This is a genomic window from Candidatus Poriferisodalis sp., from assembly GCF_965215815.1.
Taxonomy (GTDB): Bacteria; Actinomycetota; Acidimicrobiia; order Acidimicrobiales; family Poriferisodalaceae; genus Poriferisodalis.
This window is the reverse complement of sequence record NZ_CBDCEO010000013.1, coordinates 2,036,518-2,054,182: the sequence shown is the minus strand read 5'-3', so window position 1 is coordinate 2,054,182 and position 17,665 is coordinate 2,036,518. Positions and strand designations below refer to the sequence as shown.

At 66.0% G+C, this 17,665-nt stretch carries 15 protein-coding genes; 9 read left to right on the top strand and 6 right to left on the bottom strand.

What is annotated here, in order from left to right; all coding sequences use genetic code 11:
* Positions 1-38 precede the first annotated feature (38 nt).
* Both ACOOHB_RS19250 and ACOOHB_RS19245 read right to left on the bottom strand, forming a co-directional pair.
* Positions 39-1,274: an amidohydrolase family protein gene (locus ACOOHB_RS19250; protein ID WP_420446402.1), complete on the bottom strand. Its 1,236-nt coding sequence runs from the start codon at positions 1,272-1,274 to the stop codon at positions 39-41.
* 46 nt (positions 1,275-1,320) lie between these two features.
* Entirely contained in the window at positions 1,321-2,871 is a 1,551-nt protein-coding gene (locus ACOOHB_RS19245; protein ID WP_420446401.1) for a class I adenylate-forming enzyme family protein, read from the bottom strand.
* Positions 2,872-3,049: 178 nt separating this feature from the next.
* On the opposite strand from ACOOHB_RS19245, the gene ACOOHB_RS19240 reads away from it, so the two are divergent.
* Positions 3,050-4,459 carry a serine hydrolase domain-containing protein gene (locus ACOOHB_RS19240; RefSeq protein ID WP_420446400.1) on the top strand — a complete coding sequence of 470 codons (1,410 nt, stop codon included), beginning with the start codon at positions 3,050-3,052 and terminating at the stop codon, positions 4,457-4,459.
* An 84-nt stretch (positions 4,460-4,543) separates the two neighbouring features.
* The gene (locus ACOOHB_RS19235) at positions 4,544-7,240 is read left to right on the top strand and encodes a CaiB/BaiF CoA transferase family protein (RefSeq protein WP_420446399.1); all 2,697 of its coding nucleotides are present in this window, start codon (positions 4,544-4,546) and stop codon (positions 7,238-7,240) included.
* A 54-nt stretch (positions 7,241-7,294) separates the two neighbouring features.
* Here the strand turns inward: ACOOHB_RS19235 and ACOOHB_RS19230 are convergent, their stop codons facing one another.
* Entirely contained in the window at positions 7,295-7,585 is a 291-nt protein-coding gene (locus ACOOHB_RS19230; RefSeq protein WP_420446398.1) for a HigA family addiction module antitoxin, read from the bottom strand.
* Positions 7,586-7,603: 18 nt separating this feature from the next.
* The gene (locus ACOOHB_RS19225; protein ID WP_420446397.1) at positions 7,604-7,885 is read right to left on the bottom strand and encodes a type II toxin-antitoxin system RelE/ParE family toxin; all 282 of its coding nucleotides are present in this window, start codon (positions 7,883-7,885) and stop codon (positions 7,604-7,606) included.
* A 273-nt stretch (positions 7,886-8,158) separates the two neighbouring features.
* Between ACOOHB_RS19225 and ACOOHB_RS19220 the strand changes: the two genes are divergently transcribed.
* Entirely contained in the window at positions 8,159-8,749 is a 591-nt protein-coding gene (locus tag ACOOHB_RS19220; protein ID WP_420446396.1) for a disulfide bond formation protein DsbA, read from the top strand.
* Between the two features lie 59 nt (positions 8,750-8,808).
* On the top strand, positions 8,809-9,981 hold the full coding sequence (locus ACOOHB_RS19215; RefSeq protein ID WP_420446395.1) for an amidohydrolase family protein: 1,173 nt from the start codon (positions 8,809-8,811) through the stop codon (positions 9,979-9,981).
* Positions 9,982-10,526: 545 nt separating this feature from the next.
* Here the strand turns inward: ACOOHB_RS19215 and ACOOHB_RS19210 are convergent.
* Positions 10,527-11,621: an IS630 family transposase gene (locus ACOOHB_RS19210; protein ID WP_420446394.1), complete on the bottom strand. Its 1,095-nt coding sequence runs from the start codon at positions 11,619-11,621 to the stop codon at positions 10,527-10,529.
* A 230-nt stretch (positions 11,622-11,851) separates the two neighbouring features.
* On the opposite strand from ACOOHB_RS19210, the gene ACOOHB_RS19205 reads away from it, so the two are divergent.
* The gene (locus tag ACOOHB_RS19205; RefSeq protein WP_420443967.1) at positions 11,852-13,402 is read left to right on the top strand and encodes a transposase; all 1,551 of its coding nucleotides are present in this window, start codon (positions 11,852-11,854) and stop codon (positions 13,400-13,402) included.
* Positions 13,403-14,062: 660 nt separating this feature from the next.
* The gene (locus ACOOHB_RS19200) at positions 14,063-14,476 is read left to right on the top strand and encodes a hypothetical protein (RefSeq protein ID WP_420446393.1); all 414 of its coding nucleotides are present in this window, start codon (positions 14,063-14,065) and stop codon (positions 14,474-14,476) included.
* A 258-nt stretch (positions 14,477-14,734) separates the two neighbouring features.
* On the opposite strand, the gene ACOOHB_RS19195 is transcribed toward ACOOHB_RS19200, so the two are convergent.
* Entirely contained in the window at positions 14,735-14,938 is a 204-nt protein-coding gene (locus ACOOHB_RS19195) for a hypothetical protein (protein WP_420446392.1), read from the bottom strand.
* A gap of 310 nt (positions 14,939-15,248) precedes the next feature.
* Here ACOOHB_RS19195 and ACOOHB_RS19190 point away from each other — a divergent pair, with 310 nt between their 5' ends.
* Genes ACOOHB_RS19190 through ACOOHB_RS19180 form a run of 3 tightly spaced genes read left to right on the top strand, consistent with a single transcriptional unit; the run spans position 15,249 to position 17,661 of the window.
* Positions 15,249-16,454 (top strand): LLM class flavin-dependent oxidoreductase, encoded by a 1,206-nt coding sequence (locus ACOOHB_RS19190; RefSeq protein ID WP_420446391.1) that lies wholly within the window; start codon positions 15,249-15,251, stop codon positions 16,452-16,454.
* Complete coding sequence (locus ACOOHB_RS19185; protein ID WP_420446390.1) at positions 16,451-17,224, top strand: hypothetical protein; 774 nt, start codon at positions 16,451-16,453, stop codon at positions 17,222-17,224. The genes ACOOHB_RS19190 and ACOOHB_RS19185 overlap by 4 nt, the downstream gene beginning before the upstream one ends.
* Positions 17,225-17,235: 11 nt before the next feature.
* Entirely contained in the window at positions 17,236-17,661 is a 426-nt protein-coding gene (locus ACOOHB_RS19180; RefSeq protein WP_420446389.1) for a VOC family protein, read from the top strand.
* Positions 17,662-17,665: the final 4 nt, after the last annotated feature.

The window sequence follows — 17,665 nt, the reverse complement described above, 5'->3', positions numbered from 1 at the left end:
TTGGCTCGCCACCGCAACTCGCAGGGTGGGCATCGCCGTCACAAGACTTGGCACAGTCGCAGGGCGGTCTGGGAGTCGATGCGCTCGGCCGGGGTGAGGGTGCGGCTGGTTGCGGCTTCGATCCAGTCAGCGGGTTCCGGGGGCACGGTGGGGGCATCGGAGGACAGCGTGACCGTGATCCCACGGCGCAGCAGGCTGGCGAGCGGCCACAGCCAGCTCTGCTCCGTGACCGAGAGCTGATCGCGGTACTTCTGCTCACGACGGGTCACGAAGCTGGGTTGCGTAACCACAGTGACGCCGAGGCGGGCGATGCGGTCGAGCTGCTCTGGCAGCGCAAGCGCACAGTGTTCGATGCGATCTGGCTCAATCCGCGCAGATTCGGCGGACTGGGCCGTGTCGAGGATTGGCGGATGCGCCTCAAGGGCATCGAGTGCCGATTGCAGCGTGTCGATGTCCATTGCATGGATAGCGACCGGAAAATGGTGGGCGCGAGCGGTCGCGACCATTTCGGCGATCGCGCTTTCGTCGTCGTGGGGCGGCATCACCTTGGCATGACCGATTCGCACGCCAACCTCATCGGACACAGCCGACGGGCCCGGCACGGTCATGCCAAAGGTCAGATCCCCGAGCGAGTCGAGCCGGTCGGCACCCACCATGGCCGTGACGTCCACAGACGGCACACCAGCGGCCGCTTCAGCCAGCAATTCCAACGCAGCGAGGTCGTTCGTGTGCGTGGCATCGGTGCATGCGCTGATGCCCGCGCCAACTACGTCGGCCAGCACATCTGCGACGGATGCCACCGTCGTTGCACGGTCGGGCCGCGGCACCGCCGCCAGCACGTCGTGGCGCTCGACGAGCACCTCACCAGACGCGAGGCCCAGTGCCCGGCCCGCGACGGTGTTGACCACGGCCACGTGACCGGTGACGTGGTGGAGCACGGCGGGATAGCCGGTGGTGACGGAGTCCAGCTCGGCAACCGTGGGATGGCGCCGCTCGTCGAGCAGCGCATCGTCGTAGCCCCACACGCGCAGCCACGATTGAGAGGGGTCACCCGCGGGCACGGCGCCGCCTTGGCGGCGCGCAACCGATCCAGTGCCGCCTTGGCGGCGCGCAGCCAACGCAGCGGCGCTGCGGCGCCGTACGGCGTGCCGCACTGCAGCCAGCAACTCTTCTATGGACGCAGCGGCACTCACGTCCACTGATCGGCGTGCTGCGGCGCACGCCAGCAGATGCAAGTGATCGTCGCGATACCCCGGAGCCGGGGTGGTGCTCACGGGCCGAACGAGCCCGGCGCGCTCACGCCCAGCCTCAGATCGAGCCTCAGATTCCCGTCTCTTCGAGCATCGGTATGAGGTCGCGGCGCAGCAGCTTGCCGGTGGAGGTCCGTGGCAGCTCGTCCATCAGGTACACGAACTCGGGACGCTTGAACGGCGCCAGGCGCTCGCGCGCATGGGCAACGAGGTCGTCGCCGGTCGTGCCGCTGCCGGGCCGCACGACCGCCGCGGCCGTGATGCGTTCGCCCCATTCCTCGCTGGGCAGACCCACCACCGCAGCCTCGAGCACCGACGGATGGTCGTACAGCACAGCCTCGACCTCATCAGGCAGCACGTTCTCGCCACCCCGGATGATCATGTCGCCCGTACGGCCGGCAAGGAAGAGATAGTCGTCGTCGTCGAGGTAGCCGAGGTCGCCCGTGTGGACCCAGCCCTCGTCGTCGATGGTCACGCGGGTCTTCTCGTCGTTGCCCCAGTAGCCGTCCATCGCGCGGAACGTCTGCAACTGCACCTCGCCGATCGCGCCTGGTGCGACTGGCTCGCCGCTGTCGGCGTCGACGACGCGGACTTGCACGTCCTCCAGCACCTGCCCGACAGAGGACAGCCGGTGCAGCTTGCGCTCGTTCTCCTCGGCGGTTCCGGAGATGCGGTGATCGTCGGGATCGAGGACCGCCACCGTGGAGGTTGTTTCGGTCTGGCCGTACGCCCCCGCGAATGCGACGTTCGGCGGGAACAGATCGATGGCTCGCCGGATTACCGACGGCGGCATCGGCGCCGCGCCATAGGTGATCGCCTCGAGGCCCCCGAACGCCTCGTGCGCAAAATTGGGCGCCTCAAGCACCCGGGTGAGCATGGTGGGCACCAGGAAGGCGTGGGTCACCGAGTGTGCCTGCACGCAGTCGATCCACGACGAAGCCTCGAATTGAGGCAGCAACACCACAACGCGCCCGCTGTACAGCGCGTTCAGCATCGAGGTCAGCCCCGCGATGTGGTAGAGCGGCGCGGCCACCGCCATGCGACCCATGTCCTCGCCCGTGGCGGCGTCGTTGGTGCCCATCACGTAGCCGGTGATGGCGCCGTTGGTGAGCTTCACGCCCTTGGGCATGGCCGTGGTGCCGCTGGTGTACAGCAACGCGCACAGCCCGTTGGGGTCGACATCTTCGGGAACGGGCAGCTCGAATGCCTCGTCTCGTGCAGATGCATAGGAATCGGGGTCGTCAAGCACGTAGACGTGCTCGAGGTCGGCGGGCTTGTTCTGCTCGATCAGGTCGCTATAGCGAGACTCGGTGAACAGCACGCTGATGCCGCTGTCGCTCAGCAGGTGAGCCGTCTCCTCGGCGCCGGCGCGGAAGTTCATCGGCACGACGGTGGCTCCGACGAATGCGCCGCCGAAGATGGCTTCCACGCACTCAACGCTGTTGGTGGCGAAGATGCCGACACGGTCGCCGACACCGACGCCGAGCATCGTCAACATTCCCGCGGTGCGTGACACGTTGTCGAGCAGATCCTGGTAGGTGACTTCGCGTGCGCTGCCGCCGCCGGCCTCCGTCGAGGTGTCGATCAAGATGACCTGTTCGCCAGCAATGGTTGCTGGCATAAAGAGCAGCATTCCCAGATTCACAACAGCCCCCTGTGGCCCGCACGGGCAGAGATCACCGCAAATACTCGCAGGTGTCGTTGCGACGCGCCAGAAAGAGCGCCAGCAGCGACACAATCTGCCTACCGCTGGCGCCGATGACTCGCCCACTCTCCGCTGGGGTCCCTACGCTTCGCGCATGAAGCGGCTCGCATGTGTCCTGCTGGGTCTCGGCTTGCTGGCAGCCGCGTGCAGCAGCACCGATGACACCTCGCCGGACACGGCGAGCGACGGAACAGCCCAAGCACCGGCCACCGAAGCAGCGGCTCCAACCACTACTGCCGCCCCAACCACTACTGCCGCTCCAACCACTACGGCCGCTCCGGAGACCACCGCCGCGCCAGAGACCACCGCGGCGCCGGCACCCACCACGCAAGCCCCGGCACCGGCGACAACGGCCGCGTCGACGCCTAAAACCACCAAGGCCGCCGAGCATGCAGCGGAGCCCATCGACCGGCTCAGCGCTGCCGTCCTGGAGTGGATGGACGAGACCGGCGCTCCCGGCGTAGTGCTCGCCGTCACCCGGGGAGGTGCTGAGCCGCTCACGTTCGCCTGGGGTGTCAGCGATCTCGCCACTGACACGCCGATGACCCCTGATCACCACGTCCGCATCGGGTCAGTAACCAAGTCCGTCACCGCCGCGGTCGTCTTGCAGTTCGTCGCCGAAGGACGGGTCGAGCTCGACGCGCCCGTCGCGCACTACCTGGGCGACGACTGGGCATCCGGATACGAGCACGCCGCGACGGTCACCGTGCGGGACCTGCTCGGGCATACCTCAGGCTTCGTGGAGTTCGCCGTCGACCCGAGGTTCTTCCAACTTGCGGCGCCACGGCTGAATGAGCCGATGACGCCCGAGGAGATCCTGGAGTTCGCTGCGGCCTACGGACCAGTGGCCGACTTGGGCACTGAACGCCACTACAACACCACCGGCTACGTCGCTGCGGGCTTGCTCATCGAAGCCGTCACCGGCAACCCGGCGGCAGATGAGATGCGTGCCCGGGTGTTCGATCCGCTTGGCCTGTCGCACACCTATCTGACACCCAGCGAGTTCCCGCCCGAGCCCAACGCGAACGGGTACGTCGGCGGCACATTCGCCTACGTCTTGGGCCCGATCCTCGGGCTCACCGGCGACAACAAGATCTCCCTCCAAGGCGCCATCTACGTCGACATCGGCACGATGCCCCAAGAGCTCGCCCGTTCCGCCGGGTGGACCGGCGGCGGCATCGAAGCGCGCATCGGCGATGTGGCGCTGCTGATCCGAGGCCTCTTTGCTGGCGAGATCCTCGATGCGAGCCAGATCGCCGTCATGACGACCGGCCATCCGGATCCCGCCGACAACAACGGCTTGGGCATCAACACCGACGAAGTCATGGGGCTGATGGTTCACTCCCACGGCGGCGGCGTACCGGGCTTCCGCACGATCGCTGCACACGTGCCTGCGTTCGACCTCGGCATCGCCATCACTGCCAACCTGCTCGGCATCGACGGCGACAATGACGTGGACGAGCTGCTTGTCACGCTGGCCCCGATCCTGGCCACGATGGGCTGACGGGCCGCCGGGCTAGCGATTCTGGGTCATCGGCCATACTTGCCCCGTCGGCACTGGCCTTCGGGGCCGGACAAGGGGGCAGCAGTGAGCCAGTTGTTGGCCGGCATTCGAGTGCTGGAACTGGCGACGGGAATCTCGGGTCCGTACCTGGGCAAGCTCTTCGCCGACCACGGCGCCGACGTCATCAAGGTGGAGCCGCCGGGTGGTGATCCGGCGCGTCGCCACGGTCCGTGGGGCCCTTCGGGAACGCCATCAGGGGCCGGCAGCCTGGAGCGCTCGCCGCTCTTCCTGCACCTGAACACCAACAAACGGAGCGTGATCGCCGACCTCGACGTGCCGTCGCCGAGCACTGACGACATCGATTTCGTTCGGACGCTCGTGGCGGATTCCGACATCGTAATCGAGTCGTTCGCACCGGGACATCTCGATGCCATCGGGCTCGGTTACGAGACGATGTGCCTCCTGAGCCCTGGCATCGTCCTGTCCTCGATCACGCCGTTCGGCCAGACCGGTCCGTATGTGGAGGCCGGCTATCGGGGCAGCGACATCGTCACCTACGCGATGGGCGGGCCGATGTGGGGCACCGGCATCGACGAGCGCGAGCCGGTGAAGCTGAGCGGTGATGTCACCTCGTATCAGGTCGGCAATCTGGCAGCAGTGCCAACGCTGGCGGCGTTCCTCATCAGCAGGCGCAGCGGACGGCCTGCACATGTGGACGTGTCAGCCTTCGAGGCACAAGCGGGCACGATCGACCGGCGCAGCTCGTACCTCATCTACCAGGCGTACACCGGTACCGATGTGGCACGCGAGCCCCGTCAGCCTCAGCGGGCGTCGCCCGTCGGCTTCTACCCCGTGACCGATGGCTGGGCGCTCGTCTTTACCCTCCCCACGTGGGCGCCCCGGATGGTGCAGACGCTGGCTGCGGCCGGACTGGGGCTGGGCGATGGCGAAGAAGGCAGTTCGCTGGCCGAACGATTCGCAAGTCCCCGGTGGGTGTTCGATCCCGACCTGCCCGACATGGTCGAGACTGCCTTGTACACGTGGCTGTTCAGCCATTCCAAGGCGAGCGTGGCGGCAGCGGCGCAAGTCCACAAGTGGGCGGTGACGCCACTGAACGCACCGGTCGATGTGCTCGACGACGAGCATTTCGTCTCCCGCGGTGTCTTCGTCGAGGTCACCCATCCCGTCGCTGGAACCGTGACCCAGCTCACAGCGCCATTTCGCTTGCACGCTGGCTCGGATTCGCCATCGGACGCTGGGCCAGATGTGCCGGCGCCGGCACCGTTGCTCGGCGAGCACGACGCTGCGACGCGTGCCCGCGCCGCTGAACGCTCCCGCAGGGACGCTTCGGTCAGCGAGGCTGCAGCGAGCGATGCGTCGGCCAGCTCAGCCGGTTCGCTTGCGCGGGCCGATCGTGAGCCTCCGCGGCTGCCGCTCGACGGCATCCGAGTTCTGGACCTCACGGTGGTGTGGGCAGGCCCCGGCTGCACGATGTACCTGTCGGATCTCGGCGCGGAGGTGATCCGGGTCGACAACCCGTTCGTCTTCCCGACCGCCACGCGGGGCCTGATGGCGCGTCCGCCTTCCGAGATTGTGCAGGAGCTGGGGCCGCTGTCCGGCTACCCCGACAACGACCCGGGACCGCGGCCGTGGAACCGTCAGAACATGTTCAGCTCGCACGGCCGGGGCAAGCTGAGCTGCACGCTGGACCCGCGCACCGAGTTGGGCCGCGAGACGCTGCGGCGGCTGCTGGATCACGTCGACGTGATCGTGGAGAACAACTCCATCGGCGTGCTGGCGAAGCTAGGCATGGACTGGGAGACGGTTCACGCAGCAAACCCGCGGGCGATCATGGCGCGGATGCCGCCCATGGGTCTCGACGGCCCGTCGGCCGATTGGCTGGGCTTCGGCGCCAACTTCGAGGCCATGTGCGGGCTGACCGGACTGCGCGGCTACGCCGACGACGACCCCACGAGCCTGACGTCGGTCTTCCACATGGATCCCGCCAGCGCTGCAACGGCTGCTTTCGCTGTGCTGGCAGTGCTGGCCCGACGGGACGGCGCCGACGGGGAAGGCGGAACAGGCGTCGGCGAACTCATCGAGTTCTCCCAATCGGAAAACGTGATGCAGCACATCGGCGAGTACTTCATCGACGCTGCGGCCAACGGAACCCGTCATCATCCGCTGGGAAATCGGTCCGTCGCACGTGCACCCCAGGGTTGCTACCGCTGCGCTGTGGACCCCGCCCGTCCGGACCAGGACGATGAGTGGGCAGTCATCGCATGCGAGAACGACGCCGACTGGCAGGCGCTCACCGATCTGCTCGACCGGCACCGACCGGACGGCGCACCGGCGCTTGGAGACGATGAGGGGTTCGCGACGCTCGAAGGCCGCATGGCGCACCACGACGAGATCGACGCTCGCGTCAGCGCCTGGACGCAGCAGCGCACCTCTGCTGAGGTATTTCGTCAGTGCCAGCAGGCGGGGGTGCCGGCTGGGCCGGTGCTGCGAGAGTCGCAATTGCGGGCCGATCCGCAGATGGCGGACCGCTGCTGGTTCCGCCAGAACGGTTCGGTCGAGCAGGGCTGGCACAGCTTTCCGGGGCGGCAGTGGGGCTGGGACGGCCCTGAGATGCCGTGGAGGCCGATCGGCATCCTGGGCGACGCCAACGAGTACGTCTTCCGGCACATCCTGAGCCTCGACGACGCCGAGTGGCAGGCGCTCTGCGACGAAGGCCACATCAGCCGCGACTACCTGCAGCCCGACGGCACCCCGCTGTAGAGCAGCGCCAACATTTGTGCCCCGCTTACCCCAGCCAGCCCTGGAGGTTGCTTGTCAGACGGGTTGGCGTGCAGTCGGCAGAGCTTTCACTGTCTCGCCGATCTCCTGGCCGGCAACCGCCAGATCGAACTGCGTTTGCAGATTCATCCAAAACTGAGACTCCACGCCGAACCAGTGCCCAAGGCGCAATGCGGTGTCCCCGGTGATCGACCTCTTGCCAGCGATGATCTGAGACACGCGATTGGGCGGCACGGAAATCTGGCGAGCGAACTCAGTGGGCGTGATCCCAAACTCCTCCAACTCGCTCTTGAGCACCTCTCCTGGGTGAACGACTCGTCGCAACATCTCCGAACCTCCCTTTTTCTAGTGAGAGTCCACGATCTCGACATCGCCGGGCCCCTGCCCTTCCGCCCAAACGAAGCAGACCCGCCACCGCCGGTTGACCCGGATGGAGTGCCGACCCCTTCTGTCGCCCTTGAGGGCTTCGAGTCGGTTGCTCGGCAACGCTCTCAGAGTTTCCAGCGAGGGTGCCGCATTCAGAATCGCCAGCCTCTTCGCTGCCTGCTGTTCGAATCCCTGAAACGCTGGAACAAACACCCCATTGGCAAACATCTCAGTCCTCTTGTTCTTGTAGCCGAGGATCACTGTTCCGCATCCTGCCAGTATTGACGGCGTACGTCAATCGTACACCTCGCGAACGGCGCCAGAGTGAAAGTCGGCCTTGAGGTGCGCTTTCCGATTCGTCAGACGCTGTGGTCGACCACAATGACCAGCGACCGATGCTGAGCTGGACAGCCGGGGACGCGAGTCGCACGCCACAGATAGATTGCGCTCATGGCAACTGATACGGGCACTGACGCGACGACCGCGTCCAACGACATCGAGTTCTGGGTGGACCCCATCTGACCTTGGTGCTGGGTGACGGCCAGGTGGGTCGTCGACGAAGTCGCCTCCGAGCGCAACCTGAACGTGAAATGGCAGCCGATCAGCCTGCTCTTCAAGAACAATCCTCCGACCGACAGTCCCTACTACGACGCGGTCGTGGGCACCCACGGGCAGTTGAGGGTGATGGAGTCGATCCGCGCCGCGGAGGGCGACGACGCCGTGTTCGGTGTCTACTGGGATTTTGCGAGCCGCATCCACCACGACGGTGACCGCGACTTCGACATCGCGAAGGCGCTCGAAGAGCTGGGGTTCGATCCGGAGCACGCGAAGGCCGCGACGGACGAGTCGTGGGACGCCGAGATCCGCTCACGCATGGACGAAGGGTTGGCGCTCGTCGGCACCGATGTCGGCACGCCGATCATCGCTCTGGACCGCAGCGACGGCGAGCGCGTCGGCATCTTCGGCCCGGTCATCACGCGGGCACCCAAGGGCGAAGAAGCCCTGAAGCTGTGGGACGGCATGATCGCCATGATGGACGTGGACGGCTTCTGGGAGCTGAAGAAGACGCGCACCGAGCGCCCCGAATTCGGCGACCGTCCGGTCACCGTCCCGCCGGTCGGTTGAGCGCGCGGCGGCGCACCCGCGCACCGCGGTAACACAGCAACAACCAACGGAGTAGCGCGATGGCTGGCACCATCCTCGACGACCTCAAGATCATCGACACCGACAGCCACTGGTCCGAGCCCTACGACCTGTGGACGTCGCGGGCGCCCGCGAAGTATCGCGACCGCGTCCCACGGATGACCGAGCGCGACGGCAAGCGCCGCTGGTGGTTCGACGACTCCATCCCGATCGGCCTGCCGATCGCTTCGTCAGTCGTCGGTCCCGACGGCGAGAAGGTCACCGGAACGGTGTTCTTCGACTTCGACAACGACATGGTTCACCGCGCCAGCTACGACGCCGAAGCCCGGGTTGCGATGCTCGACGAACTCGGCATCGAAGCGCAGATCATGTACCCCAACGTCGCCGGTTTCGGGAACCAGAACTTCCTGAAGTCGCCCGACGATGCGCTGCGCATCATCTCGGTCGAGATCTACAACGACGCATTGGCTGAGTTCCAAGAGGCCAGCGGCCAGCGGGTGTTCGGCATGGCGCTGCTGCCGTGGTGGGATCTTGACGCTTCGGTGCGCGAGATCGAGCGCTGTCACGCAAACGGCTTGCGGGGCATCGTGACGTGCTCGAACCCCGAGGAGGCGGGCCTGCCCGACATGGCGATGCCGCATTGGGATCCCGTTTGGCAGGTGTGCTCTGACTTGCGAATGCCGGTGAACTTCCACATCGGGTCGTCGAAGGGCAACCTCGACTACTACGGCAAAGCACCGTGGCCGTCGTTCGGGCCCGAACGCCGCCTGGCGGTCGGCTCGGCAAATCTCTTCATGGGCAACGCTCGGGTCGTGGGCAACATGATCTACTCGGGCGTGCCAGAGCGGTTCCCCAATGTGAAGTTCGTCTCGGTCGAGAGCGGGGTGGGCTGGCTGCCGTTTTTCCTCGAAGTGCTCGACCATCAGATGCATGAGACGGCGCCCAACGAGCTTGCCGAACTGTCGATGCTGCCCTCGGACTACTTCCGGCGCCAGTTCTACGGCTGCTTCTGGTTCGAGCGATCCACCGTGAAGCCGACGGTGGACTACCTCGGCGCACAGTCGTTGATGTTCGAGACCGACTTCCCGCACCCCACCTGCCTGTACCCACGAGACGACCGCGACTTGGCCAGAGCCCTCGAGGGCATCCCCCTCGGCGACATCGAGCGCATCATGTCTGCCAACGCGGCCGAGCTATACCACATCGACATCTGATCCCGCTTGGCGCCTGTCGACCTCCTGGTCGGCTTCCGAGAAGCCCAGTTCAGATGAACTCAGGCGTAGACACCGTTTGCTCGGAGTAGGCCACCCGCCGAACGGTGACACGCGTGTAATGACCACAGAGGTTGTTGACGCGGCTCATCTGCGTTCGACTCAGGGTCGGGCACGCGCTGGATGGTGCGCGTCGAACACGCGCGAGCCGCCAGCTTCTCAGCGGCAAGCCATCCGGTAGGCGTCGCGGGCAGCGTTCAGTTCCTTATGCAGCCTCAGCGACTCCGAGGCAAGCTCTTCTTCGCTTAGGTACGGGCCGCCGTCGGGGGAAATGCGTGCGAGATGCTCCGCGCTCGACTCCCCCGGTCGGATCAGGTACGGGCGAATGGGGCCTGCCTCCCAAGCTTAGCTGGCGGCCTTGTAAGCATTACTCAGCTCGTCGCACTGTCGGTCCCGGCACCCGGTCATGATCCCTGCCGTGACGGCAGCTAGGACGATGAATGCGGGTGTTCGTCTCATACATCGAGTTTACGGACCGTCACGCGCCGCTAGTGTCCTGTTTGGGGAATTCGTTGGATATATGAGGCGAGGTTGTCGAGTATCTGGTCTGCGGTCTTGCGCCATATGAAGGGTTTGGGGTCCTGGTTCCAGTTGTCGACCCAGGCGTTGATGGAGTCTTTGAGGTGTTTGACGCTGGTGTGGGTGCCGCGTCGGAGCCATTTGGTGGTGAGTTCGGAGAACCAGCGCTCGACGAGGTTCATCCAGGAGCTGTAGGTGGGGGTGAAGTGGAGCTTGAAGCGAGGGTGCGCGACGAGCCAGCGTTTGACGGCGGGGGTCTTGTGGGTGGAGACGTTGTCGAGCACGACGTGCACGTCGAGGTGGGAGGGGACCTCTTTGTCGATGAGGTTCAAGAACTTGCGGAATTCTTCTGAGCGGTGCCGTTGTGTCATCGACGTGATGACGTTGCCCGAGGCGGTGTCGAGCGCTGCGAACAGGTTGGTGGTGCCGTGGCGGCGGTAGTCGTGGGTGCGCCGCTGGGGCGTGCCGGGCATCAGCGGCAGGATCGGGGCGGTGCGGTCCAGGGCCTGGATCTGTGTCTTTTCGTCCACGCAGAGCACCACCGCGGCCTCTGGGGGGTTCAGGTACAGCCCCACGACGTCGCGGACCTTGTCGATGAACTGCGGGTCCGGGGACAGCTTGAACTCCTCGGTGAGGTGGGGCTTGAGCCCGAACGCCCCCCAGATGGCGTGCACCGACGACGGCGAGATGCCCACCGCTTTGGCCATCGACCGCGTCGACCAGTGCGTCGCGTCGACCGGCGCGGACTCCAGGGTGAGCACGATGACCTCCTCGACGGTGGCGTCGTCGATGGTGCGCGGCGGACCCGGCCGCGGATCGTCGCAGAGCCCGTCGAGGCGCCGCTCGGCGAAACGGCGGCGCCACTTGGACACCGTCGCGGGATGGCACCTCAGCTCCGCGGCGATCTCGTTGTTGGTGCGGCCCTCGGCCGCGCCCAGCACGATGCGGCACCGCAGCGCCAGCGCCTGAGACGACTTCGGGCGGCGCGCCCACCGCTCGAGCGTGGCGCGCTCCTCGCCGTCCAGCACGATCGCGACCGTCGGCCGTCCCCGCCGTGCACCCATATCCGCCTCCGTTCATCGCCTGCCACGGCCACGCCGCCGCCCCACCATGTTAACGCGATGAACTAACCAGACAGGACACTAGCAGGATGCTGAAATATGCAGGTTTGGCCGGAAGTGCACTCCCCTGACCTGCGGGTTCGCGTTCGGCAACCACCCGAAAATCGACTCTTTCAGCACCCTGCTAGGAGGGTGGTCGGAAAGTTCGGGTGTGGGTCCTGGTGTTGGGGGGCGTGATCGCGGATGATGGTGGGGTGCGCGGTTCGGCTGATGGTCAGGGTTCGATTTTCGATGTCGGGGTGATGGTGGGCGGCCTGCTCGACACTGAGGGTTTCTTGGCGACGTTGGGGCAGGCTCGGGGCGAGTTGTTCTGTGATGCCGATTTTGATGCGTTGTACGCGTCTGGCCGTGGTCGGCGGTCGCATCCGCCGTCGGTGGTGGCGGCGTTGTTGTTGTTGCAGTTGTTCTATGGCGTGTCGGACCGCGAGGCGGAGCGCCGTTCGCGGTTCGACATGTCGTGGAAAGCGGCGCTGGGTTTGCCGTTGGAGCATCGGGGGATAGCGCATGTGGTGCTGGTGGAGTTCCGGGCGCGTCTGGTTCGCGCCGGGATGGAGTCCTTTTTGGGGGATCGTGTCAAGATCGCAGCCAAACGCGCCGGGGTGATCGGCCATCGCCGCACGATGGACTCGACCGGTGTGGCGGACTCGGTGCTGACCCAGGACACGATCACGCTGATCAGGTCCGGGGTCCGCAAGTGCATCGAGGTGCTGGGCGGGATCGACGCCGGGGCCGCAGCGGAGCTGGCGGGGCTGTTGTCGCGTGAGGACTACGACCGGCGAGGCAAACCGCAGATCATGTGGGCTGATCCCTGCGCACGGGCCGCTTTGGTCGCGGAGCTGTTCGGCGACGCCGAGACCGTCATCGGGTTCTGCGCCCGTTTCGGGGACCCGGGCCTGGCTGGGGCGGTCGAGCTGCTGAGGGTCGTGGCGGGCCAGGACATCGAGATCGCCGCCGACGACGACGGAGCCCAAACCCCGCGGATAGCTCAAAGAGTGGCCCCCGGCCGGGTCATCTCGATGGTCGATCCCGACGCTCGGCACGGGCACCGTTCCCGCTCGGACCGCTACGACGGATACAAGCTGCACGTCTCCGCGGATGTGGACTCGGACCTGATCTGCTCAGCGACCGCGACGCTCGCGACTGTCCACGACGCCGCTGTGATCGAAGACCTCATCGACGCCGACCCGGTCCCGGTCGCCGAGATCATCGCCGACACCCACTACGGATCGGGGCCCACCCGTCAAGCGATGGCCGACCGAGGCATCGACCTCGTCGCCCCCGCCCAGCCGATCCCGACCCGCGGCGACAAGCTCACCAAAGCCGACTTCGACATCGACCTCGAAGCAGCGACGGTCACCTGCCCGCAAGGAAACACCGCACCCATCCCGCCGCCGAACGGCGCCAAACGGCGCCAGGTGCGGTTCGCGGCAACGGATTGTTCAGCATGCGAGCTCAAGCCCCGATGCACCACACGCGACGGCGGCCGCATCATCGAGATCAACCCCCACGAAGAACTCCTCGCCCCCGCAAGAGCACAACGCCACGAACCCGAGTTTCTCGCCAGATACCGATTGCGATCCCAGGCCGAACGCAAGATCGCCCAGATCAAGTCCCGCACCAAAAACGTCCCCTGGCGCGGCCTCGACAAGGCCAACCTGTGGCTCGACCTGCGCATCGCCGCCCTCAACCTCGACCGCGCCGGCCGCCTCGGCATCATCAGGTAAAACACCCGCCCCGACCGGCGACCCCGGGCCCCACTGGCCGACCGACGATGTGCCTGGGCATCATCAGGCAGAACACCCGCGCCCAACCCACCCCGAACCACCAACCAGACAACCGCGCACGCTCAACAAACAACACACACCACACCCCAATTGCCGACCACCCTCCTAGTGCTGTTCGCTGGCAGCAACGAACGCGCCCGAATCCCAAGGAACTCCATCCCAACCGCTACGCCGATCGGATCGCTAGCGGACCTGCCGGTACCGTCTCAGGACCTTGGTGACCCGTTCTGTCAAGCCGACTACCGTGCTGACGATGCGGTCCTGGCGGCGCGTGAGCAGGGCACTTCACCGGGTTGGCGACGCGCTCGTAGCCATCGTCTTCGTCATCGTCTTGATCTCCCTTCTTTTGGCATTCATGAACTGGCTTGCCTGACCTGAGCCTTTACGCTGCGCTGCACGGCGAAGAATCGAGCCGAGCACAAGCGCACTTCCCCACCCGTACGTCAACAGCGAGACGATGCGACCCCTGAGAGCGTGAGGGACTGTTGGCGAGCAGCTTGTGTAGCCGCATGGAAGGCAATGAAATTTATTTCGCTGCGGCTGGGTCGCTGGCTACAGTGCGCGGCCGGTGGTTCGGTGCCCGCCGGATCGGAGGCGTCCATGCTTGAAGGGGATCGATCCCGTCTCTACGATTGGCTCTGTGAGGAGACCGACGAGCGGCTCGCGGAGTACGTCGTGTCCCGCTTGAGTACCGTGCCGCTGGACGAGTTGGCCACGAAGAACGACATACGGCGGCTCGAGACCGACGTGCAACGGGTCGAGACAGCCGTCGTGCGCTTGGCCGACCTGCGCGAGGCAGACCGTGGCGAGGCGACGGCTTTGCGTGACGCAGACCGTGCCGAGCGGGTGGCCGAGCGTGCGGCTGACCGGGCCGAGCGGGTGGCCGAGCGTGCGTCTGATCGGGCCGAGGCGAAGAGCCAGTTTCGGTGGCTGGTGGGCATCGTCGTCTCGTTCGGCGTGTCGATCCTTGTGGCGGTCGTCGCGCCGATGGCGGTGTCGCTCGTCTCAGGCTGATGAACTGGTCGCTCATGCGGATCCCGTCGTGGCTGGGCTCCACGATGACGCTGGCGATCCCCATCACCAGCACGCTGATGGCCTGGGCGTTCTTGCGCGATTAGGTGTCGCTGTGGCAGTTCGTCGGGATGGCGGTGGTGATGTTCGCGCTCTCCGCAGTGGTGCTTGACCAGTCCCGCACGAAGCTGACGTAATCGCCCTTGGCGAGCCCGGTCGGGCTGGGACCGGTTACGGGTGAGTTGGGGAGGATCGTGGTGGTCAGGCTGTGACGGTGTCGACGGTGGTTTCCGGCAAGACGACAACCTCAGGGTCAACCCCGAGCAGTTCTCCGGCTTCCTGAATCAATGCCTCAAGTTCAGCGAGCGTGGAGGCGTTGGCGAAATACGCGGATTCACCGATGTCCCCTTCGGCTAGCCAATCTCCGCTGCCGTCGTCGTCTCGGGTGATCACGACCTGCGCCATGCCATGCCCTCCATTGGGAAATTCAGAGTAACGCCTCGATCTCGTCCTCGGTCAGCCCCACCCTCTCGACCAGCATCGCCCGCATGTGCTTGCGGCGCCGAGCCGGGTCTTCATGGCACATTCCACTCTTCAGTTGACGGCTATTGGTGCCTTAACCATCAGACACGAATGGTTGTTGGGACCGTAAGCCTCCTGATCACGTCAAGAGAGATCTTCCTGTGTGCGCCGAGCATCAGCTTCGTTCGTCCGAAGCAAGCCTGAAACGGCGACGCCCCGTCGCCAGTGCGCTGCGCTGGGCTAGAACTGCGCGATGAAGTTCGGGATCTTCTACGAGTTGTCGGTGCCGCGGCCGTTCAGCCGGGTCAACGAGTGGTTGACGTACCACAACGCTCTGGAGCAGTGCCGGCTGGCCGACGAGCTGGGCTTCGACCACGTCTGGGCAGTGGAGCACCACTTCTTGGAGGAGTACTCCCACTGCCCCGCGCCCGAGGTATTCCTGACCGCCGTCGCCGCGCAGACACAGCGCATCCGGGTGGGACACGGCGCAGTGGTGTGCGTACCCGAGATGAACAACCCGATCCGCGTCGCTGAGCGAGCCGCGGCACTCGACATCATCTCGAACGGCCGCCTTGAACTGGGGACTGCACGGTCGAGCACTTGGACCGAACTGGGCGGCTTCTGTGCAGACCCGGACGACACCAAGAAGACATGGGACGAATTCGTACGGGTGATCCCGCAGATGTGGACCAGCGACGATTTCGGCTGGGAGGGTGCACGCTTCGAGATGCCGGCGCGCAACGTCATTCCCAAGCCGTTCCAGGAGCCTCACCCGCCGATGTGGGTGACGGTCACGACTCCCGGCACCGAGCTGGACGCGGCTGAGCGCGGCTTGGGCTGTCTCGGCGTGAGCGCCGCACCGTTCGCGGAACAGGAGCGCCGCACCGTCGAGTACTACCGCCGGGTTGCCAACTGCGATCCGGTCGGCAGCTTCGTGAACGACCAGGTCCACACGCTCAACTTCCTGTACTGCCACGAGGACTACCGGCAGGCCGCCGCGCTGGGCCTTCCGATGGTGGGCGCGTTCAGCATGTCCAACGCGCACCTGTATTTCACGAGGGAGGCGTACCCGACGAGGGCCTACCAGACGCTCGGCAACGCGGGCGCTGCACTGCGCAGCCGCGCCGCCCCGAACGGGGCCACTGCGGCTGACGACCCGAGTGCAGCCAAGGGTCTGCCCGAAGGCGTCGGCATCGGCGATCCCGACCACCTCATACGCACGATCCGCAAATGGGACGACGTGGGCGTGACCGGCATCAACTTCCTGCTCAACGCCATGGAAATGATCCCCCAAGAGCAGGTGCTCGACAGTCTGCGATTGTTCGCGACCGAGGTCATCCCGCAGTTCCAAACCCCGGCCGAACGGGCGCAGCCAGTGACGACGCCCACAACAGTTCCCGACGTCGGCCAGTCGAATGCGGCTTCCTCGTCGACCACCCCAACCGGGGCGAGCCGATGATCTCGGGGACCGCGTCGGTCGACGAGTTGGCGGCCGGTGCGGCGGAAATCTCATCGTTCGGCAGCGAACCCATCACGCTGAGCGGCGTCACCGGTCTCTCGCTGATCGCCGAGCTGCGGCGCAGCGCCCGCGAGGAAGTCCTGCCGCCGGGACTGCACCCCATCGTGCCGCCCGCAATGTCGCTCGTTGCCTGGGATGTCGGCGGCTCTCCCTGGGGGGCGTTCAGCGCCGCGTTTGTGCGAGTCGTGTGCCGCAGCGGCGCCCGCGCCCGAACGTTCTGTGTCGGTGCAGCAGCATCCACGCAAGACGCCATCGACGGCTTGCGGTCACAACTCGGCTTCCCCGCACAGCGCGCCGACGTGGCGTTGCGCCGCCACTACGACGGCGTCGACCTGACGGTCGCCCAGTGCGGCGAGGCGGGCGACGGCACCGCAAGTCGAAACGGCGCGGGGCCGATGTTGGCAGTGAGTGCCCTCGACCCCGATCCGCTGTCAGTTGGCGACCTCCAACAGGTCGGCTCGATGAATCTGGCGCGCACCCCGCTGGGGCTGCGGCTCGTCCAGGTCGAGACGCATCACGTGCCGTCCCGCGTGGAGCGACTGGCAGCCCGTATCGATGCATTCGATGCCGAGGCCTGGGGTCAGCGGCTGCTTGATCCGTACTGGGTCGTGAGCTGTTCGGTGTCGCTTGAGGACATCGAGATTCCCGTGATTCGATTCGTGTGCGATCCCGCCAAACACGCCGCTGAGGGCACCGAACGCGTCCAGTAGCGTCCGCTGCCATGAGCGAATCGGCCCCCGATACCACCGACAGCGCCACTGAGAACGGCTCGCAGCTGCGGGCCGTAGGCGTGACGATTGACTGCTCCGATCCGGAGCGAATTGCCGATTTCTGGCAGGCAGCGGTCGGTTTTGCTCAGCGGGTCGGCAACGGCCGTCCCTACATCACGCTGTCGGACGCGGGCGGCGGCCGGATGCTGAACCACCTGACCATCCAGCGCGTGCCTGAAGCCAAGACGGCGAAACTGCGGGCCCATCTCGATCTGTTCACCCGCGACATGGACAGCGAGGTAACCCGCCTGGTGGCGCTCGGCGCGACCGTGCTGGTGCCGGCCAGCACCGAGACCGAACCTGACGGTCATCTCGGCTTCCGCGCCACCGTCATGGCCGACCCCGAAGGCTCCGAGTTCTGCGTCGTCTCCCGCTAGACGC